18 protein-coding genes are annotated in these 20,144 nt (G+C 32.3%); 4 read left to right on the top strand and 14 right to left on the bottom strand.

The genetic code is table 11. The features are described from left to right. The first annotated feature begins 64 nt into the window (after positions 1-64). The gene (locus tag ACP7AV_RS06745; RefSeq protein WP_426091283.1) at positions 65-2,431 is read left to right on the top strand and encodes an ABC transporter permease; all 2,367 of its coding nucleotides are present in this window, start codon (positions 65-67) and stop codon (positions 2,429-2,431) included. After that, positions 2,424-3,725 carry a TolC family protein gene (locus ACP7AV_RS06740; protein WP_426091282.1) on the top strand — a complete coding sequence of 434 codons (1,302 nt, stop codon included), beginning with the start codon at positions 2,424-2,426 and terminating at the stop codon, positions 3,723-3,725. Before ACP7AV_RS06745 ends, ACP7AV_RS06740 begins: the two co-directional genes overlap by 8 nt. A 780-nt stretch (positions 3,726-4,505) precedes the next feature. Here the strand turns inward: ACP7AV_RS06740 and ACP7AV_RS06735 are convergent. The 5 genes from ACP7AV_RS06735 to ACP7AV_RS06715 all read right to left on the bottom strand — a co-directional run bounded on the left by ACP7AV_RS06735 (position 4,506) and on the right by ACP7AV_RS06715 (position 9,962). Continuing rightward, positions 4,506-4,820 carry a hypothetical protein gene (locus tag ACP7AV_RS06735; RefSeq protein ID WP_426091281.1) on the bottom strand — a complete coding sequence of 105 codons (315 nt, stop codon included), beginning with the start codon at positions 4,818-4,820 and terminating at the stop codon, positions 4,506-4,508. 167 nt (positions 4,821-4,987) lie between these two features. Beyond that, positions 4,988-5,815, bottom strand: coding sequence for a hypothetical protein (locus ACP7AV_RS06730; RefSeq protein WP_426091280.1), 828 nt, complete (start codon positions 5,813-5,815; stop codon positions 4,988-4,990). Positions 5,816-5,963: 148 nt separating this feature from the next. Further along, positions 5,964-7,553: a beta-carotene 15,15'-monooxygenase gene (locus ACP7AV_RS06725; RefSeq protein ID WP_426091279.1), complete on the bottom strand. Its 1,590-nt coding sequence runs from the start codon at positions 7,551-7,553 to the stop codon at positions 5,964-5,966. Between the two features lies 1 nt (position 7,554). After that, positions 7,555-8,619: an HlyD family secretion protein gene (locus tag ACP7AV_RS06720; RefSeq protein ID WP_426091278.1), complete on the bottom strand. Its 1,065-nt coding sequence runs from the start codon at positions 8,617-8,619 to the stop codon at positions 7,555-7,557. A gap of 2 nt (positions 8,620-8,621) precedes the next feature. After that, positions 8,622-9,962 (bottom strand): TolC family protein, encoded by a 1,341-nt coding sequence (locus ACP7AV_RS06715; RefSeq protein WP_426091277.1) that lies wholly within the window; start codon positions 9,960-9,962, stop codon positions 8,622-8,624. Between the two features lie 216 nt (positions 9,963-10,178). On the opposite strand from ACP7AV_RS06715, the gene ACP7AV_RS06710 reads away from it, so the two are divergent. Both ACP7AV_RS06710 and ACP7AV_RS06705 read left to right on the top strand, forming a co-directional pair. Beyond that, positions 10,179-10,964 (top strand): helix-turn-helix domain-containing protein, encoded by a 786-nt coding sequence (locus ACP7AV_RS06710; RefSeq protein WP_426091276.1) that lies wholly within the window; start codon positions 10,179-10,181, stop codon positions 10,962-10,964. Between the two features lie 22 nt (positions 10,965-10,986). Beyond that, positions 10,987-11,118, top strand: a complete 132-nt coding sequence (locus tag ACP7AV_RS06705) for a hypothetical protein (RefSeq protein WP_426091275.1) — start codon at positions 10,987-10,989, stop codon at positions 11,116-11,118. A gap of 501 nt (positions 11,119-11,619) precedes the next feature. Here ACP7AV_RS06705 and ACP7AV_RS06700 read toward each other — a convergent pair. The 9 genes from ACP7AV_RS06700 to ACP7AV_RS06660 all read right to left on the bottom strand — a co-directional run bounded on the left by ACP7AV_RS06700 (position 11,620) and on the right by ACP7AV_RS06660 (position 20,020). Continuing rightward, a complete protein-coding gene (locus ACP7AV_RS06700; RefSeq protein ID WP_426091274.1) occupies positions 11,620-11,796 on the bottom strand; it encodes a transposase in 177 nt (58 codons plus the stop codon). Positions 11,797-12,087: 291 nt separating this feature from the next. Next, positions 12,088-13,539 (bottom strand): FAD-dependent monooxygenase, encoded by a 1,452-nt coding sequence (locus tag ACP7AV_RS06695; protein WP_426091273.1) that lies wholly within the window; start codon positions 13,537-13,539, stop codon positions 12,088-12,090. 348 nt (positions 13,540-13,887) lie between these two features. Continuing rightward, complete coding sequence (locus ACP7AV_RS06690) at positions 13,888-14,820, bottom strand: transglutaminase (protein WP_426091272.1); 933 nt, start codon at positions 14,818-14,820, stop codon at positions 13,888-13,890. A gap of 21 nt (positions 14,821-14,841) precedes the next feature. Then, positions 14,842-15,693 carry a substrate-binding domain-containing protein gene (locus ACP7AV_RS06685; RefSeq protein ID WP_426091271.1) on the bottom strand — a complete coding sequence of 284 codons (852 nt, stop codon included), beginning with the start codon at positions 15,691-15,693 and terminating at the stop codon, positions 14,842-14,844. Then, positions 15,693-16,220: a GNAT family N-acetyltransferase gene (locus tag ACP7AV_RS06680; protein ID WP_426091270.1), complete on the bottom strand. Its 528-nt coding sequence runs from the start codon at positions 16,218-16,220 to the stop codon at positions 15,693-15,695. The genes ACP7AV_RS06685 and ACP7AV_RS06680 overlap by 1 nt, the downstream gene beginning before the upstream one ends. 115 nt (positions 16,221-16,335) lie before the next feature. Next, the gene (locus tag ACP7AV_RS06675) at positions 16,336-17,460 is read right to left on the bottom strand and encodes an SDR family oxidoreductase (protein WP_426091269.1); all 1,125 of its coding nucleotides are present in this window, start codon (positions 17,458-17,460) and stop codon (positions 16,336-16,338) included. A 94-nt stretch (positions 17,461-17,554) separates the two neighbouring features. Next, a complete protein-coding gene (locus tag ACP7AV_RS06670; RefSeq protein ID WP_426091268.1) occupies positions 17,555-18,424 on the bottom strand; it encodes a nucleoside phosphorylase in 870 nt (289 codons plus the stop codon). A 73-nt stretch (positions 18,425-18,497) separates the two neighbouring features. Beyond that, entirely contained in the window at positions 18,498-18,827 is a 330-nt protein-coding gene (locus ACP7AV_RS06665) for a translation initiation factor (protein WP_426091267.1), read from the bottom strand. A 242-nt stretch (positions 18,828-19,069) separates the two neighbouring features. Further along, positions 19,070-20,020: an isopenicillin N synthase family dioxygenase gene (locus ACP7AV_RS06660; RefSeq protein ID WP_426091266.1), complete on the bottom strand. Its 951-nt coding sequence runs from the start codon at positions 20,018-20,020 to the stop codon at positions 19,070-19,072. Positions 20,021-20,144 lie beyond the last annotated feature (124 nt).

The raw sequence follows: 20,144 nt of genomic DNA, 5'->3' as shown, positions 1-20,144 counted from the left end.
CAAAACCCGAATAATGTTATTAAACTATATAAAAATATTCCTCTATCATTTAAAGCAAAACAAATTGTTTTCATTTCTCAATGTTTTCGGGCTAGCCATTGGAATTTCAGGATTAATTTTCGCATTACTGTATTGGAATGAAGAACAAAGTTATGATGCTTGGAATCCCGAAAAAGACAATGTGTATCAGGTTTTAGTGCAGTTAACAGGAATGCCAGTTTTTTCAGATTGTGCTTTATTCCTAAAACCTATTTTAGATAAAGATACTAATGTAGAAAAGGTAGTTTATGCTGACAGCTGGTATCAAAAGGATAAAATTATCTACAAAGGGAAGAAAGAAATAGTTGATAAAATTATTAATGTTGAGCCTGATTTCTTTTCTCTTTTTCCATTTGAAATTATTAAGGGAGATGTGGTTTCGGCATTAAAAGATAATTCAAGTGTTGCTATTTCAGATGTGATTGCTAAACGAGTTTTTGGTGACGAAAATCCGATTGGTAAACAAATAACATGTTTGGATCAAATGTTTATAGTGCGCGCTGTGTATCATACTCCAGGGAACTCTTCAATTGCTCCAGATGTTATAATGAATAAAATGACGCAGTTCAAAAGTGAAAATACGACAGGACCTTTTATATTCAAGTTACTTCTTAAAATTAAAGATCCATCAAAAATTGCGAATACTCGAAAGAGTTTAGAGAAAACTTACAACCAAGATTTTGTTCGGAGAATTGCCAAGGAAGAAGGTTTTACTTTAGAAGAAATGGCTAAGAAAATGGGTGATTTTAATGTAGTTATAGAGCCACTTTCAAAAGCAAGATTACATTCTATTACAGATGGATATCCAGAACGGAGAGGAAATTATCAGTTTTTGTTGATTATGGTTGGGTTATCTGTTTTAATTCTCATTCTTTCGATTGTAAATTATATCAATTTGGCTACAGCGAATGCGGTTAAACGTGCTAAAGAAGTTGGTGTTCGTAAAGTTGTGGGGGCTTCAAAAGGTACTATTGTTATTCAATTTATTTTTGAAACTGCTCTAATAAGTTTGTTTTCGATTTTACTAGCATTAGTTATTGTTGAGTTGGCTTTGCCGTATTACAATGATTTTTTAAATAAGAGTTTACGAATAGTTGGTAGTCAGTTTTATCTGCAATTAATTCTGATTTTCTGTATTACAGTTTTGGTAGCAGGAATACTTCCAGCCGTTTACGTTGCTAATTTCGAAACTTTAAAAGTTCTCAAAGGCAATTTTGGAAGAAGTAAAAACGGAATCTGGTTGCGTAACGGAATGTTGATTTTCCAGTTTACGGTGGCTACTTTCTTTATTGTTGGTTCTTATATTGTGTATCAGCAAATCGATTATCTAACCAATAAAGATTTAGGTTTTAAAGGAGATCAAGTGATTGAAATTAATTTGAATTTTCCGGATTCGGATTATGAAGTGGAAAACGTAGGGCAAAATATCTACAACAAATACAGTATAATAAAACAAGAGCTGGCTAAAATAAAAGGGGTAGAACAAGCTTCCACAGGATTGATTTCATTTGATGGTTCAGATGATTCATTAGGAGGTGTATTGTACAATGATGAACTTTTTAAAGCACGAACAATTGCAGTTGATTTTGGTATGTTCGAAATGATGAAAATAGAAGTAGTGAAAGGAAGGTCTTTTGATCAGAAACATGCTTCGGATACTATTACTTCTGTGGTGATTAATGAAACAGCACAAAAGTTGATGAACATGAAAGAGCCTATAGGAAAAGAACTAATTATCAAAGAACGAAAATTAAAAATCATAGGAGTTGTAAAAGATTTTAATTTATTAAGTCCTGAAGTTGAGGTGTCAGGGATGTATTTCTATCATCTTAAAACGGTAGATATTGCTCAAAATATTAATAAGGTTTTCGTGAAACTAAAATCGGATAATATTGAAAATACAATTACCGATATCGAAAAATTATGGACAAAAATGGATACTGAGTATCCTTTTAAATATGATTTTGTCGATAAACAATATGCAAGAACTTATGAATCGTATGTGAAGCAAAAGAATCTATTTTCATTGTTGAATGTAGTGGTAATTCTAATCGCTCTTTTCGGGTTATTCGCCTTGGCTTCGTATTCAATTCAAAGACGCATGAAAGAAATTGCAATCAGAAAAACGCTTGGAGCAGAAACCAATTTATTATTGAAAGAACTCTCTAAACAGTATGTTTTATATTGTGTCATTGGGTTTTTAATTGCTTTGTTTCCCACCTATTATTTATTGAATATGTGGCTTGAGAATTTTGCTTTTAGAATTGAAATGACCTTGTTTCCATTCTTTTTTGGCTTTATAATATTATTGGTTTTAACGTTAATCATTGTTTTGTCAAGAGCCTATCAAGCAACAAAAACAGATGTTTTGAAATATTTAAAATATGAATAAAAAAATTGTTTTTACGGTTGTCTTTTTAGCCTTTTGTGCATTGGCAAGTGCTCAGAATACTTCTTGGTCGCTCACACGTTGTATGGAAACGGGATTGCAGAATACTATTGAAATAAAAATCAGACAGCTGGAAATTAAAAGAACACAAAAATCACAAAATTCGGTTTTAAATCGAATGTTACCTACTGTCGATTTGTATGGACAGCAAGGTTATAATTTTGGTAGCACCATTGATCCTTCTACTAATGGAAGAGTAAGTTCTAATATTGAAAATGATAATTTCTATCTCAATGCCAAAACGAATCTGATTGATTTCAGTGCTTTTGCGAATGCTAAAAAAGACAAAATTAATATTGAGCAAGCCAAAGCCGAGAAAGAAGTTGCAGAAAACGAATATAAATTGCAAATTTTGGAAAGTTATTATCAAGTACTTTACATAAAGGAATTATTGAAAATCCAAAAAGAGCAACTCAAGCAAGCTTCTTTCAATTTAGACGGGGTAACTAAAGAAGTTGCTATTGGAAGTAAACCTCAAAGTGATTTGTATGATATGCAATTGAGCTTTTCGGAGGAAGAAAACCGAAATATGGAAACCGAACAATTGTATGATATTAAAAAAATACAATTGTTCCAGTTGATGAATATTACGGATGTGGCGACAGATGAAGTAGTATTAGAACCTTATTTAAAGGAACGAATTAAAGATTCTTTTAATGAGTTGTATAATCCTAAAATTAAACTTGCCGAGCTCAATTATCAAAACAGTTTGAAGTTGATCCGTTTAGAAAGAACAAGCAATTATCCCATATTGTCAGCCTATTATGGGTATTCCACTTTTTACTATAAAAATATTAAACAAGAAAATGCCAACACAGATTCTTTTTTCAATCAATTAGAAGATAATAAAAGTCAACAAGTTGGTATGCAGTTGAGTGTTCCAATTTTTAATGGCTTTAGGAACAATAAAAAAATCAGTGCATCAAAAATAGTAGGTGATAAGGCAAAACTAGTCATAGAACTGGAAAAACAATTATTGGACAAACAAGTTGTGTTAGAAGAACGAAACAAAAGGAATTATTCGCAACTTCAGCATAAATTGATGGAGAAGCAAATGTTTGCCAAAGCTTCTTTAGCCACTACAGAGGCTAAATTTATAAGCGGTAAAGTGGAAGCTGTTTTATATTCCTCAGTGAAAAATCAGTCACTTTCAGCTGATTTTGAAGTGTTGAAAAATAATCTTCAATTACAATACATTGACTTGAAAATAAATTTGTTAAAAAAGAATCAGTTGTAAAAATAAAGACTAATATTTAAAAGAATTTATAATCTAAAATAGTAACGATAACTTCTTCAAATCCTGCAAAAAATGGTTCGTAAACAGTTCCGTATGGACAACCAAAAATTACAAACCTCCAAAATTATTTGATTTATAAAGTTTTTTTTGGTACGAAAAATTGACAGATTATTTTATAAAATCTCTCAAAACCATTGATTACTACAATGGCAGGTTCGAACTGCTTAAGGTTCTAAGACATAATCCAATAACAATAATAGTTTTTTACCTCTACTTTTTTTTTGTCTTTTTAGGATTAATTCTTAATTAAGGAATTAATTATCAACCACACAAATTACAAAAGCGGTTTTTCCATAGTCATTTCTGCGCGCTAACTAGCCATCATGTGTTTTTACGTCGCTTTTGGGTATTGACAATTCAATTTCTACTACTTCAATATGGCTAATTGATTTTTCAATTTTCACATTTTTGATATTTTACGATCCAGAAGCATACCTTTTTTACTAATTCTTTCTCTATTTTCAATAGTGGAAAAATATATTCATATTCTATCTCAAAATTTTGCTCTATTTCATTGGTGTTATACCAATCTTATTAGTTTTTATTTCCTTTATATTCAATTTTTGACGAATCCCTTTACCAATTGTCGAGCATAATTTGAAAGATTGACAGTGATGTCTATCTAAAAAAATGCAAGTAATGTTTTCAAATTTCTTTTATTCTCCGCATTTATCACTGTTTTTCCATAATTCATTTGAAATTATAGTAAAACAATTAATATTATAAATCCATTAAGCTATTATTGTTTCTGTTTATTTTGATTTCTTTTAAACAATTTTCTAATAACATTGAGCAGCTTATTATAATAAATCCTTTAATGCAATATTTCTTTGAGGAAATACCATATATAATAGCATCTGATTTTGGGTCGGGGTCCTTAAACTGGTAAGCGTAATCAACTTCAATTTCATTATAATCGATTTTATATTTATGATTTCTAGCAGTTATAAAATCTTTTTCTGCAATAAAACTAATGTTATATCCTTGACAAATGAGTCCTTCCAGAGCTTCTGTCAAATTTGTATATGGATTCATGTTTGGTCGATTTTTCAAATTGATATGTCATTGAATTACTTCTGTAATCTCATTTGCATACAACTTTAAAGATAATCATTTTATCTACGTTGTGTACTTAAAAATCTATTAAGCGGCCCGTATAAGCAAACGTTTGGCTGGTTTAATTATCAGAAGAATCTTCCTGTCTAAAGAATAAAGTTTTGTAAAATCGGTAATTTTTCTTCAATATCAGCAATCATCAATACCATAATTTTCGAAAATTCAGCACCCTTTATTGTTTTTAATAAATTGGAATTTTGTATCACTTTGGGTTTAATTGTTGAACGAAGTTTTAAAGGTTTTATAAAAAAATAATGGTACAGCATAGTATAGTTGTGGTAAGGATTAGATTTGATTAACTGTATTTCTTCAGAATACATAACCAATCTGTCTTCCAAAAGCTTTTCTGTATCTTTAACATGTTTAATTAAATTATGATTTATAAGATAAAAAACTAATAATGAAACTAATTGATCCCATAATTGATTTTGTTCTTTGATATCGCATTTCTCCACAGTTATTAGGCAATTAAAAAAGAGAATTTCAAAACATCCTTTGGTACTTATTTTTTGAAATTTATTTATTTTTTCTATTTCGCCGAACGCAACGCAGAAATAAGACTGCGGGATATTATAAATTGAATTTAAATTTGTTAAAACTATATTTTGAATTATCTGATCGCTTTTATCAAACCATTTTTTTAAAACATACGGATCAAAACTACTATTTGAAATGGCCTCAAGATCCTTAACTATAGAATTAAAAATCAAATGTTGATTCATATTGTCTAAAAAAATCCATTCTTTCTTTTTATTACAATTTTCACCAGTCGTCGATTTAATTATGACTGAGATTATGCCATCATATTGAACAAAAAATACAGTGATAGAGTGTTTGATATTGGATCCAAATAATATTACATCATCTTTATTAGAACTTTCAATGAATAAATCTTTGTCAAGTTGTAAAAGCAAACCGATTAATATGGAAAATTTTGAAGTTATGGATGATTTTTTTTTTTAGTTTTATAGTAATTATTGTAAAAAAGAGTCATTAAAATGCCAATAATATAAATGATCCACATAATATTAAAATTTAAGTTTATAAAAGTAGTTTTTGAAATTAAAAAGGTGACGGCTGGTTTTTTGATACTGTCAAAATAGTACGATTAAAATAAGGAAATAGCGCTACTAGGAGGATTGTGAAAATCAAAAGTGTACAAATCATTTCATAATAGTCAATCGCATAACGGATGTGATTTTGAGCGTCAATAGCATTAATTAAAACTTTATTTGCAGCTTTGGCGGCATATCTGGGTGTTGCTCCATCACCTACTAGAATTTCTTTATATTTATTTACCGATTGCCAAGTGACTGGGTTTACATTAGAAATTTTTTCTTGAAAAGTATTGAAATGTTTGCTTTTAGAATATAGCTCAAAATAGTTCATTAATCCCACACTTAGATAAAAACCCAAACATCTCATAAATAAACATACACCAGCTGATGTTACTCTTAATTTTTCTGGTACAGATGAAACCATAAATATGATGGAGGGGGTCATTAAAATCCCCACTCCTAGTCCTTGAATCAATAAGGGAATATAAAAATTATTCTCATTAGCTTGTGTGGTAAAAAGAAAAATCATCCATACGTGATAAAGCAATAATAAACAGAATCCGTAAATCCATAATAGCCGAATGGGACGATGCTGCAATACAGAAACTGCTGAAATTATGACTCCAACTACAATTCCCAAAATATTTATTAAAGTGATATTACCTACATGAATTGGATCGAGTTTTAAGACTGTTAAAAAATAAGTGGTAGTAATGGAAAAAGCAAAGCGACAGATGTAAAAGATTGCAATTATTAAAGCCCCAACTTTAAAATTTCTATATTTAAAGACCTCTAAATCAAAATAGGGGCGCTTTAATCTGGACTGTCGCAGAATGAAAAGGCTGCCAAAGATGGCTATTAAAATGACACTCCAATAGATGCGGCTGTCTTCAATCCAATAATATTCCTGTCCGTAAACCATTATGAAGCCAATTAAACAAAGTGAAATGGCGTAATATAAAAAACTTGCCCAATCTAACTGATATAAAGGAAATTTAACATCTAATCTAACGTTATTCATGAATAATAACAGGAATACAAGACTCGGTAAGTAAGAAAAAATAGCGCATTTATAGAGCATATTAAAGTCAACGGAATCAATAATTTGAGCTGTGATAAAATTGTTAAATGGAATCATGCAGACCAGCATTCCGAAAAAAATAGAATAGCCAATAACTCTAGCTCTTTCCGTTCTTAAACGAGCATAAATTAGTGACAATGATAAATTTACGGTCATAGTAAATGCCATTCCCTGGATAAACCGAAATACAAACAAAATTCCTATCTCTTTTGTACCATAGCATATATATGAGCTAAGAATTTGAATTATCGTAATTGTAATAAAATATTCCTTTGCTGCCAAATATTTAAAAAAACGTCTTTCCAATGAAAAGAAAGAAACATAACCTGCATAAAATAAGGCTACTGAAAAATAAATGTCGTAGGTTTCGCCTCCCGTATTTCCGGCCGCTGCATTGATATTGGTCATTGGAAGAAAAAACAATACTAAGCTGGGAAGCAATACGATAAACAATGTTATTTTAATTAACCACTCCGGAACCCATTCTTTGAATAAAAATCCTTTTGGAAGCATTTTAATTTTGTTTTTTAGCAATAGAAACGTTGACATTCATTCCAGCCTTTAGTAAATCGGCTTCATTTTTTGAACTCGTAACTCTGATTCTAACCGGAACACGCTGCACAATTTTTACATAATTTCCAGTTGAATTATCAGGCGGAAGCAATGAAAAACTAGAACCTGTTGCCGGTGAAAAGGAAATAATTACACCTTTAAAAGTTTTATCGGGATAAGCATCAGCAATAAAACAAGCTGTATCACCTAGTTTCATCGATCCTATTTGCGTTTCTTTATAATTGGCAACAACCCATTTGTCTGTTTCTCCATTTACTATATAGGCCAAAACTTGTCCGACATCAATCATTTGCCCTTTTTCAATTGTCCTTCTACCCATAAAACCATCGTAAGATGCTGTAACTGCGGTATACGTAACATCTAATTTATGACGATCCAACAAGGCTTCAAGTCTTTTGATCTCTGCTTTGACAACTGCCTCCTGTGCTTTTGCATCATTAATTTCAGATAATGATGCTTGATATTTATCATTAGTTGCTTGTGTTTCTGCTACAGCAATATTGTAAGCTGCCTCAATAGTTTCTAATTTTTGCGGTGTTGCTGATTCCGCCTGAATTAATTTTTTGTATCGGCTGTAATCCAGACCTTGTTTTCTTAATTCGGCTTTTGCTACACTAATTTTAGATAAATTTACCTTAGCCGTTTTGTTAAGTGTCATGACTTTGCTTCGCCAAACTTCTAACTGTGCTTTTGCATTCAGCACTGCAGCTTCGGTTTGTGCTTCTTGAATTACATATTCTCTTTGGTCTATAACCAATAAAGTATCTCCTTTTTTAACAGGCTCATTTTCTTCAAATTTAATAGCAGTAATAAAACCTCCTGCTCTGGAAATTACAGGATTTATATATTCCTGAATCTGGGCATCATTTGTTTTTTCGTTCTTATAGATATCCCATAACGAAATGATACCCCAAATAATTAAAATTATGGTTATCATTATTGCAATCCAACCTGTGATTTTAGTTATTAATTTATCGGTAACGGTGTAAGTATTTCTGTTTTTCATTTTTATAGTGTTCCTAAAACGTTTTGAAGTTGGTAGTATTGAATTTGTGCTGCTATTTTTACTGAGGCAAAATCAAATTGACTTTGCAGTAATTTAATATCTGCATCTAATAAATCGGTAATGAGTGCCGCTTGATTAAAGTAGTTTTGTTTTACAATTCTTGCGTTTTCTGCTGATTGAGAAACATCATTTTTAGCAACATCAATTTTAATGAGTGATTCTTTAAAGCGTAAATAATTTTCATACACCTGTTGTCTTATTTTATCATCGGTATTGTGATGTTCTACTTCTTCTTTCTCTAAATTTAACTGTGCAGTTCTCACTTTTGGCTTGTTTATATAAAGCTCCGAAAGAGGTATCGAAGCTCTTACTCCAAAAATTCCAAGAGTATAATTGCTAGGGGAATAAGGGTATAAAAATATCTGAGGATTTGCCAAATAAAACTCACCATACATTCCAACTTTTGGTTTCACATTAGCTTTAATACTTTTAAGTTCTATTTTTCTTAAATCGACTGTCTTTTCTGAAATATGATAATCGTACGATTTTTTTTTTGCTGTTTTTAAATAAGTCTCATAAGACTGTAAGTCAAATAGGGTGGGATCTAATTCTTCATAAGGAGTTAAGATTTGCTGATCTGGCAACCCAATTAAAATATTCAATTTTTGATTGGCAATTGCAATATCGTTTTCAATTTTAACCAGCATCATTTTTTGATTTGATAATTTGAGTTCAACTCGCAAAACATCGCTTTTTAAAATCACTCCATTTTTATAAAGAGCCTTTATTTCAAGTAATTGTTTTTGCTGATTAAAAATATCTTTTTTCATTAATTCTTTAAAAACATAACTTCGTTGTAGATTTAAATAGTATACCGCTCCTTGTAGCTTTATCTCAGAAACAGTCATGTCTTGTTTTACTTTTGCAATATCGAATAGTGTCTTTTTCCTATCGATTTTTAAATTTAATTTCCCTCCATTATAAATATTTAGATACATATCAGTACTTACTTTATACAACCAGTGAATCACTTCATGCTGAGTTGGCGTACTAAAAAGACCATTTTCATAAACGGGAATGTTGGTAGCATATTCATAATTTCCTTTTAAACTAATTTCAGGAAGTCGCTCAATTTTGCTTTCTGAAATTTCTTCTTTAGCTATTTTTGTTTCCAAACTGTTTAAATGAATTTCCTTACTGTAAAGGATAGCATTTGTCCACATTTCATGAATAGATAATGATGTTGGTGTTTGGTTTTGAAGTAAATTATTCTGTGAAAAGAGAATTGTAGAATTTAATATGAATAAGAAGTAAATCAGTATTTTTGATGTATCGACAGGCATTATTATTGTTTATTTTAGATCACAAATATATAGACCAAAATGGCTTTACTGTTTATGTAAAATAGCCAATAAATTATTGATTCCAGCCAATTTTTGTTATTGCTTTTTTGATTTAAAAGTTGCGTTATTTTTGTCTATCTGAGAATATATCAAAATCAATTCTATTTGACAGCATTTTGTATATTTGCTGTAACACTTAGAATAAATAATTATTTTATGAGTCTAATAGCTTCTTTGCCCGATATTGATAATCTCGAATCTTCCGTTTTTGTAATGCATGAACGGTTTGAAAAATTAATTCCATATCATAGGCACACGAAGGGACAATTATCTTACGTAGAAGGTGGTTTGGCTTACCTGCAGATTAATGATAAACATTATGTAATTCCTGCTCGGCACTACTTTTGGGTCCCGCAAGGATTAACACATATTTTAAAAATTGGACATTCAGGTACTGTTTTACGCTCTTTATTTTTTTACACCCATGACGATGACAAACATTCTTTCTATTCAGAGGTCGGAATTTACCCCATCAACGATCTGTTAATGGAAATGATTAAATATTCTGAAACATGGGACGGTCATATCCTACCAGGTGAAAGCCAGTATAAGTTTTTATCTGTTATAAAAGACATTTTACCGGAAATCAGCGACAAAAGACTTCCCATTGCATTACCTTTTACTGACCATGAGCGTATGAAACCTATTTTAGAATGGATTGAAATTAATATAGCTGACGGCCATACGCTGCATAGTATTGGCAGTCGATTTGGTTTAAGCGAGAGGTCATTGTCACGTCTTTTTCAATCTACATTAGATACATCCTTTCTGCAGTATCTGAAATTATTGCGGATGGTTAAGGCAATTGAATTAATGTTACAAACAGATTTATCAATTAGCGAAATTGGATATGCCGTAGGATATGGCAGTCTGCCTGCTTTTAGCAATACTTTTTATCAATTAACTAATTTTAGACCTTCGGATTTTAAAAAGAATTTTTAACAAATTTTTAGTTTGCGAAAAAATGAATGAAATAGTTATCAAAAGAGTTTATGATTGGAAAGTAAAAGATGGAACATCGAATCTTAATAGATTGATTAGAGTTACGGTAGCATATAGAAAATTAATTTACAAATTGACGAATGGAACAAAGTAATATTACAGTCATCTACATTACCGAAATGGCTTGATCAAAAAGAAGAACGATTTGAAGAATTTAATACGTTAAATTCAGAAATTAAGCACCAGAAGAAGAAGTGAAACAATTTCGAATTGTAGCTCAAAAAAACCTCGGCCGCTAATATACTGGGCAAAAGAGGCAAAATTAATCGTATCATAATTTTAAAGAATTTTTTGTTTCAAATAAAATAAGTGGTTTAAGGTTTTAAAATAAATTAATTTTAAAATGATCTTCACTATTGTCCACTTAAAATAAGTTGAAAACCAGCTAATTTGAATCAAGTTCAATGATATTATTGTAATCTGATTTCATAAGCAATATATTTTTAGGTGTGTTAACCAGCAATAATACTGATAAGATTTGTAGAATTCCGTAGATTAAATAATTGATTTTTAAATCTTTTGCAATTATTGACACTAAACAATTAGATATTATTGCGATGTTAATTTGTATGCGCACAGCATTTTCTGTCATTCCCTAAAAGGTTTTAATCTTAAGATGTTGTTTAATGCATTTAAAGAATAAGATAATCGGCCAACGCTGCTTGTAAAGCAATGCGATTTGTTGAGCTGACAGGTCAAAACTATTACTCAAAAAGTTTATCATTTTGGAACCACTACATTTTTTTTGTTGGCTTTGTGTAATAATTTTCACTTTTCTTCAAGTGAAAATTAGGAATGATTTTACTAAAATTGGTTGACTTTTAAAAATGGAAATAAAAATCATTTCTTAGAGTTAACACATTAAAATTTTCTTCAAATCCTGCATGAAATGGTTCGTAAACAGTTCCGTATGGACCACAAGACAAACTCCATTAGAAATAATGGAGTTTTTTTATGCAAAATAAATGAGCTAAAAAGTACACAAATTTTATGTAAATGTAAGATAAGATCTTTTGAGCGTTAAGTTTTTTTCTTTCCAAACTTTTTGGTTACCATTGTTTTTTTACTTGTTCTTCGAACACCGACCTCTAGGCGAATTACTTTCATGAAGTACAGTCTCGGAATGTAAAAAATGTGCGGCGGCGGCTGAATCTTTCACTTTTACGGCACTGCGTTCTAACATTTCCGCTTCAAACTGAGTTAAGACACTTTCCCTTATTCCAGCTTTTTTCCATTGTGATACAGGTCGGCATTCTATTGAGATTCCTCGAGCGAGCGCGAGCGCATCCAACAATGCTTGATTCGCACCCTGTCCTTTAAACGGACTCATTGGGTGAGCTGCATCTCCAATCAGAGTTACTGGACCTCCTTTTTGCAGCAATTCTGATTGCAGTAAATCGCGGTCATATACGGGATAGCCAGAAATGTGGGCTTCCGGAGTTGCCACTAAAATCTGCGGGATGGGATCGTGCCACGGCGTTCTGCGACACGCTTCTTCCTTGAGTGCTTGTCGTCCTTGAGCACTTAACGCCTTAGCTTCTTCCTCGGGCAACGGGAAGCTAAGTTGCCACATCACAGAGTCTGATGTATAAGGCATTATGTAGATTCGCTCATTACCATTGGCGGTTTGAAATACAGTGGCCGAATCCAGTAGAGCATTGTTAACATTTACTACAGCATTCAAAGGACAAATACCCAAGATCACAATGCAACCTAAGTATCGTAAAGGGGTAATATCTTCACCAATCAGCAACGTTCGCACCGAACTGCGTATGCCATCGGCTCCAACCACGAGATCTGCTTTGCAGCTTTTCATCTTTCCATCTACTTGAAAGTTTAGTGCAACACTTTCATCCTCACATTTGTTAAAATCTATTAACTGGTGTCCCCATTGTACCGCATCATGTCCACCGAGTTGCTCCAGTAATGCTAATCGCAAAGATTGTCGTGCGATATGGACATTAGAATGTTTCGGAGACGTTTTCGCTACTGACGGCATCCACTTTCTCATTCCCCACTCCCCAATCACTTTTCCTTCTGCAGTATGCACCAAATGTCTTGTTGAAATCACTCCATCTTCTAATGAAAAAATACCAAATCCCTCAATCGCTTTGCTACCTTGTTGCAAAGTGAGTCCGTAGCCCTGAGATCGGGCATCGAAATTGCTGTCCCGCTCAAATAAGGTAAAAGGAATCTCGCGGTGCAAACAAGCCACAGCCAAAGCTATTCCGCCTATACCGCCACCTATAATAGCAACGTGAGGATAATTTTCTTTATCCGCTGTTGGAGAAATGATAGAAAGAACCAAACCGGATCCGGCACAGTTCAAGCAGGAGTAAAGATGGCCCTTCGGTTGCACAGGAGCTGTTCCTCTGCCTTCATTTTTATTAAATTGATCTAATGCCTGTTGGTAATGGAGTCGTACTTTCTTGCTGAGACCTCGACTCTTTTTGCCACGTCCCTGACAATCGGGACAAAATATCAAGCTTGCTTCTTCATTTTTCAATTTTTTCACTTCCTGTTTTATTTAAACTTTCTTTTGAGTGTTCATCGCCAAAAAAAACTCCACCGAAATAACTGATGCAGGATCTATTAGTAATGTAGTGATTATGATTTTCACTTCTTATATGTAATTTGTCGTATGAAATTTACATTTTTCGATGTTATGCAGCTTATGGAAATTACACAACTGTACTACAAAACGTAAAAGCGCAAAACTACTTTTTTCAAATAAAAATAAAAAGAATTGCGCATCGCTATTTTTTGAAATATTTTTTAAATCCTGAATAGAATAATTTGAGACTTGTTCTTTACAAATATAAAAACGGTAAATTATTAGAATATTTTTTAGTCTAAAGTGGCACTAATCCAATGTCAAAGCTCCTAAAATTTCTTCAGACATGAAAGGTCCGCCTGGATATTTCGCGGTGTAATCCAGATTCAACCATATTTGACCGCGTTCGTCCACGTGGTAATGAAGTTTGTTTTCATTGCTTTCATTTACAAATAGTATGTTTTTAATTAGAAAATTGACTTTTTCTAAATCAGTCAGAGATCCTATCAATATTTCTGGATAAATATGTCCAGTAGTATGAATTAATCTGGGAGTTCCACCAATAGATTTAATTGCGGCGGCCATTAGAATCGAATGATCATCACAATCTCCAGAGAAATAAAGTAAAGATTCCGTAGCCGTAGCGATATAATCACGTGCTTTTGGGTCACTTACATAGTTCCATCTGCTGTTGATTTCTTTAAAAACGGCAAAGCATTGTATTATGGTTCTATAATCCGAATATCCTTTTATGTCTTTAAAATGTTTGGTGGTGGCCATAACCGCAAAATTCCTGATTTTTGGATTTTGATATTCTATAGCATTGATAATTTTTGATTTATTGGGAAACGGAAGCAACTTTGCAATAATAATATCTTGCGGATATGGATTGTCTGACATGGTGTACATAATTGAATTGTAATCTTCAAAAACGCTGTTAAAGCCATAGTTACCAATTGTAGAACCGTAAACTAAAACCAAGAAATATAGAATGATACAAAATAAAATAATCGTTCTCAAGAAACGAAGGATGATTTGAATAACAACAATCATTGCCAAAAATAAAATTACTCTATCAATGTTCAGAAACCAATTGGGATTGATTAAATTCTGGTGAACAATGATAAATAATGGAATAGCAATTAATATGTTAAGGATAAAAATCATAACGTCATCCCAAGGTTTTTTAACCCGGAATCGCTGTTTAATACCCTGAAAATTAATTTCTTTTATTTTTATCATAGTAAAAATAAAAACAGTATTCTAGACTGTTTTCACAATGTCCTCAAAAGTACCTTTTTTATCGATAATTTTAAGTTGAAAAAGTTGATTTTGAACTTTGTTTAACATTTCAACTGATAATGATTTTTGTGACCAATGCGTTAACGACAACCATTCTTGGATATCTTCTATTTTTTGATGGTACCTTAAAGCCAAAGTTTTTTCAATACTGGGAATATCTTTGAATTCCTCTGTAGTTTGATTAATGATTGCTAAAATTTTTGAAATAAGGACTGGATTTTTTTCCAAAACTTCCTCACGAACCGCAATTACAAAACAAGGCCAAGGCGTTGGGCAATCAGCAATTCTTCTAAAAATGCCTTTATCGACTAATGGTTTGGTCATAAAACGTTCCCACATAAAATAATCGGCAGTTCCGTTTGTTAAAGCTTCAACAGCTCCATCTATGGTATTAACAATTTCGAATTGAAGATTATCTGTTTTCCAACCCTGATTATCGGCGTTGACATACGCCATTAATTGCGAACCGGAACCCAATCTGGAAATAGCCACTTTTTTATTTTCTAAATCAGATAATGTTTTGAAATTTGACTGTGCCGCCACGTGAATTCCCCAAATCAAGGGACTTTCTACATAAACTTGAACTATTTTACTTGGGTTTCCTGCAACGATATCTTTGACAATTCCTTCGGTTAAGATTACGGCAATATCTGTCTCTCCATCACGAAGCATTTGGCACATTTTGCCGGTTCCTTCTGGAACATCAGTCCATTGTAAATCAATATTGTCTTTTTCAAAATCTTCGTTCTCTATGGCTAAATGCCAAGGAAGATTGAAATGTTCCGGAACTCCGGCTATTTTTATAGTTGTCATTATAGGTTAGGATTTTTTAATTCATACCAATTCCAAGAAACGCCGTCCTCCATATATTGTTCGGTCATTTTCAGTCCAATTTTTTGTAATATTCTGTTTGAAGCGATATTTTCCGTATGCGCTGCTGCTTCCATAACTTTAATTTTCATTACATTAAAACCATAATTCAACCAAGCAAAACTGGCCTCACTAGCATATCCTTTGCCCCAGAATTTTTCGTTTAATCGATAACCAATATCGTAGAAATCAACTTTATTATTTACCATTTCGATGTTGTATTTTAACCCGGCCCAACCAATTAATTCATTAGTTTCTTTCAAAATAACAACAAATCGTCCAATGTTATTTTGAATGTATTGTGCTCTGACAAATTCAATGGAGGAATGTACTTCACTAATATCGGTTAATGGTTTGTTCCAAAGATATTGATGTACCTTAGGATTACTGTCCATTTTAAATAAAGCTTTAGCATCTAAAAGTAGCATTTCTCTCAAAATCAATCGGTCAGTTTCTAAAATAAGTTTCATGTTTTTACTAAAAATTTGATGGTTCACTAATTAGCCCTGATGGAAATCGGAAATCCTATTGTGCCGGGGTTCGGTGCAATAGATTGTAGTGTACAGCAGGAAATAGCTCCTAAAATTACACATTAATATCTTTGAAATTATTTAATCTCGCATACCGAATCATACTGGTGAACGCCTCCTGATCCAATTTTGGTATTTCCAGAATAGAGTTCAGCAAAGTGGTGTCATATTCATTGGCAGCTGTAGTGAAATATGGGTTTAAATGTTTTCCAATACTTTCATAATACAATTTTTCAATCGAATTTTTATATTTAAAATCTAACGAATTTTGTATTAAAGTGAAATTAGTATAACCAACTTCTTTCATAATCAACTTCAATCCATTCACCATATTGAAACTTTTATAATGTACAATATTAAGCTGTTCAATATCGTCTCTTTCGAATATATTTATTATCACTTTCGCCACATAATCTACTGGAATAATGTTCAAAACAGTGTCTTCATTGACGATAAAACGTACATTTTCTTGATCTCCTTTTCGTTGGGAAGTAAAGTGAAAGAATTTTGCCAAAAGATAAAAAACCATATATTTTGAAATAAAATACGGATTTTCTGTTCCTAACATTTTGCCTCCAATCACACTTGGACGCAGAATTTGGAACGGTAAACCAATTTTTTTGCATTCCTGAGCTATAAAATTTTCAGAATGAAATTTGGCATTCTCGTAGGCATTGCGATGCTCTGGTTTGAATCCTAAACGATGAAAATCATTGTCAATTAATCCTTTTCGGTTTCCAGATGAAAAAGCAGTTCCGATGTAAATAAACTTTTTTATGAAAGGATGAAACAGGTGGAAAAGGGATTTTGTGATTTTGGTATTTTCATCAAAAATCTTTTCGCGTTGTTCTTCATCGGTAGATAAATTCACGAATCCAGCAGAGTGAATTAAATAAGCATCTTTTATTTGGCTTGAAAATGTGTCCTGAATGACAGCCAAATCAACATCGATGATTTCAATGTATTCTTGCAGTTTTACTATGCCTTTGTCTTTTATGATTTTAGGCGTATAACTGCTGGATAAAAGTTCGTTTATTCGATCTAAAGCGGAATTTTTACCTTTATTTCGTGCAATAATAAAGAGTTTTCCATCAATTTTAGTGTTGATGAAAAGCTCCAGAATTTCATACATAATATGAGATCCCAAAACTCCTGTTGCACCTGTAAGTATTATTTTCATTATCAATTTGTTCTAAAAACAAATGTAGTTTTAAAAAAATTAAACAGCACTTTTTTAAAACTACAAATGGAAAAGATTTTGAAAATTATTTTCTCTATCCTAAAGCAATTTTTTCTAATGTATACCTAATCAATTCATCAACGGCTTTGTAAGGATCTTCACTAAAAGTTCCCGAAGCACGGTTGGCAATGATTGCGTTTAATGACAATGCTTGATGTCCTAAAAGGGCGGAAAGTCCGTAAATTGCTGCTGTTTCCATTTCTAAATTTGTGATTTGGTTGTCACCAAATGTAAAATTATCCATCTTAGAATTTAATGCTTCATCCTGAATATTTAAACGCAATACACGTCCTTGTGGACCGTAAAAACCACCTGCAGTTGCGGTAATTCCTTTTTGCATTTTGTCGCTCTCTATCATATTTTCCAGTTTTTCGGAACAAGCGATTACGTATGGTTTTCCTTTTTTTAAATCCCAATTGGTGTGTTTCACAAAGGCGTCTTCCATTTCAAGATCTGAGACTTCGTCAATCAAATAGGAGCGGAGCATGTTGTCCAGTCCCAGACCAAATTTTGACAGCACAAAACTGTCAACGGGAATATCTGCCTGTAAAGACCCCGAAGTTCCAATACGGATAATGTTCAAGGAAGTCAAATTTTCTTTTGGTTGACGGGTTGTAAAATCAATATTGACTAAAGCATCCAATTCGTTCATTACAATATCAATGTTATCTGGACCAATTCCTGTTGACAGCACCGTAATTCGTTTGCCTTTAAAAATACCGGTTTGGGTTTTGAATTCTCTTTTTTGAGTCGAAAATTCGATAGTTTCAAAGAATTGTGTGATTTTCTCCACGCGATTTTGATCTCCTACAAAGATGATATCGTGTGCAATATGTTCTGGTTTTAAATTCAAATGGTATACGCTTCCGTCTGGATTTAAGATTAATTCTGATGCTTGTATCATTGTTTTTTTGTTTAAGGTTTAATATTTCAAGTTGTTCAACTGAATACTAATTATTGAACATTGAACACTTTTTCTACCCGCCAACACGTTTTACTTTAAATCCTTTTTCTTTTAAAATAGTCATTATTTTATCTCGATAATCACCTTGAATGATAATAGAATCATCTTTAAAAGTTCCGCCAACACTCAATTTAGTTTTGATTTCCTTGGCAAGAATTTTAAAATCTTCGTCGGTTCCTTCATAACCTTCAACTATAGTGGTCGCTTTTCCTTTTCGTTTTTCAAATTTGCAAATCATAGGCTCTTTTTGAACGTATAATTCATGTGCCACTTCTTCAATTTGCTCTTGAGGCAATGGTTCGTGATCCGGAAAAAGGTTTTTTAATTGGTCTTGTAAGTCCATATTATATTTAAATTATTTTTTATCATATAGAATCATAGCCATATTTTATAGAATGAGGCGTTTTACTTTTTTAAAGTAAAACATTGCTATGTAAATCCAAAAATGGTCTTTATTGTTCTCTTCTATCTCTGTTTCTATGTGGTTAAAATTATGCTGTTTTCTTTACGTCTTTACCATTAAAAAAAAACAAAAGACATTAAGTATACACTTAATGTCTTTTGGTATCTGAAGTAAATTTAAGTTTATTTTTTAATAAGTCCCAAATCTACTAAACGCTCGTATAAATAAGCTCCTGCAGTTATATCTTCGAATTTTTTTGGATTTTCTGCATCAATACAGTTTTCCAAACAATCCAATTTCATGTCGCTCACCGGATGCATAAAAAACGGAATAGAATAACGTGAAGTTCCCCATAATTCTTTTGGTGGATTTACCACTTGATGAATGGTCGATTTCAATTTGTTATTAGTGTGACGCGATAACATATCACCCACATTGATAACTAATTCATCCGGTTCTGCAATGGCATCAATCCATTCTCCATCGTGATTTTGTACTTGCAACCCTTTTCCTTGCGCACCCATCAATAAAGTGATCAAGTTAATATCCCCGTGAGCCGCTGCACGAATGGCGTTTGCTGGTTCAGAGGTAATCGGTGGATAATGAATAGGTCGTAAGATTGAATTTCCGTCTTTTGCATATTGGTCAAAATAAAATTCATCCAAACCAAGGTGTAAAGCCAAAGCTCTCAAAACATAAACGCCGGTTTTTTCAAGCATTTGGTACGCTTGTTTACCTACAATATTAAAACGGGGAAGTTCTTTAACTTCGACGTTTTCAGGATACTCAGATGCGTATTTTGAATCTTTAGACACGTATTGTCCAAAGTGCCAAAACTCCTTTAAATCGCCTTCTTTTCTGCCTTTAGCATGCTCTGTTCCAAAAGAAACATAGCCTCTTTGTCCGCCAATGCCAGGAATTTCATAACTGTGTTTTGTTTCTAAAGGTAAAGCGAAAAAATTTCTGATTTCACCATACAATTCATCAACCAACTGGTCGTCTAAAAAATGCCCTTTGAGTGCCACGAAGCCAATATCTTCAAATGCACTTCCGATTTCATTTACAAATTTTTGTTTACGTTTCGGGTCGTCCGAAAGGAAATCACGCAAGTCAACACTGGGAATGTTTTGCATACTTTTTAAATATTTTTTAATAACTTGAAGGCCTAAAACCTTGCAGATACAAATGTAAAGAATAATTTTATATCTTAATTTTAAACTTAGGAGTAACATAAAAATATATAACAAAATATAGCTA

Source organism: Flavobacterium sp. DSR3-2, from assembly GCF_049896525.1.
Taxonomy (GTDB): Bacteria; Bacteroidota; Bacteroidia; order Flavobacteriales; family Flavobacteriaceae; genus Flavobacterium.
The sequence above is the reverse complement of the archived record's forward strand: the minus strand, read 5'-3'. Positions and strand labels throughout refer to the sequence as shown.

What these genes read in the sequence shown, in the direction of transcription:
- ACP7AV_RS06660 (WP_426091266.1), bottom strand. Translation starts at nt 20,020, where the DNA reads ATGCAAAACATTCCCAGTGTTGACTTGCGTGATTTCCTTTCGGACGAC.
- ACP7AV_RS06735 (WP_426091281.1), bottom strand. Translation starts at nt 4,820, where the DNA reads ATGAATCCATATACAAATTTGACAGAAGCTCTGGAAGGACTCATTTGT.
- ACP7AV_RS06705 (WP_426091275.1), top strand. Translation starts at nt 10,987, where the DNA reads ATGAATGAAATAGTTATCAAAAGAGTTTATGATTGGAAAGTAAAAGAT.
- ACP7AV_RS06690 (WP_426091272.1), bottom strand. Translation starts at nt 14,820, where the DNA reads ATGATAAAAATAAAAGAAATTAATTTTCAGGGTATTAAACAGCGATTC.
- ACP7AV_RS06715 (WP_426091277.1), bottom strand. Translation starts at nt 9,962, where the DNA reads ATGCCTGTCGATACATCAAAAATACTGATTTACTTCTTATTCATATTA.
- ACP7AV_RS06665 (WP_426091267.1), bottom strand. Translation starts at nt 18,827, where the DNA reads ATGGACTTACAAGACCAATTAAAAAACCTTTTTCCGGATCACGAACCA.
- ACP7AV_RS06710 (WP_426091276.1), top strand. Translation starts at nt 10,179, where the DNA reads ATGAGTCTAATAGCTTCTTTGCCCGATATTGATAATCTCGAATCTTCC.
- ACP7AV_RS06720 (WP_426091278.1), bottom strand. Translation starts at nt 8,619, where the DNA reads ATGAAAAACAGAAATACTTACACCGTTACCGATAAATTAATAACTAAA.
- ACP7AV_RS06685 (WP_426091271.1), bottom strand. Translation starts at nt 15,693, where the DNA reads ATGACAACTATAAAAATAGCCGGAGTTCCGGAACATTTCAATCTTCCT.
- ACP7AV_RS06675 (WP_426091269.1), bottom strand. Translation starts at nt 17,460, where the DNA reads ATGAAAATAATACTTACAGGTGCAACAGGAGTTTTGGGATCTCATATT.
- ACP7AV_RS06680 (WP_426091270.1), bottom strand. Translation starts at nt 16,220, where the DNA reads ATGAAACTTATTTTAGAAACTGACCGATTGATTTTGAGAGAAATGCTA.
- ACP7AV_RS06740 (WP_426091282.1), top strand. Translation starts at nt 2,424, where the DNA reads ATGAATAAAAAAATTGTTTTTACGGTTGTCTTTTTAGCCTTTTGTGCA.
- ACP7AV_RS06670 (WP_426091268.1), bottom strand. Translation starts at nt 18,424, where the DNA reads ATGATACAAGCATCAGAATTAATCTTAAATCCAGACGGAAGCGTATAC.
- ACP7AV_RS06725 (WP_426091279.1), bottom strand. Translation starts at nt 7,553, where the DNA reads ATGCTTCCAAAAGGATTTTTATTCAAAGAATGGGTTCCGGAGTGGTTA.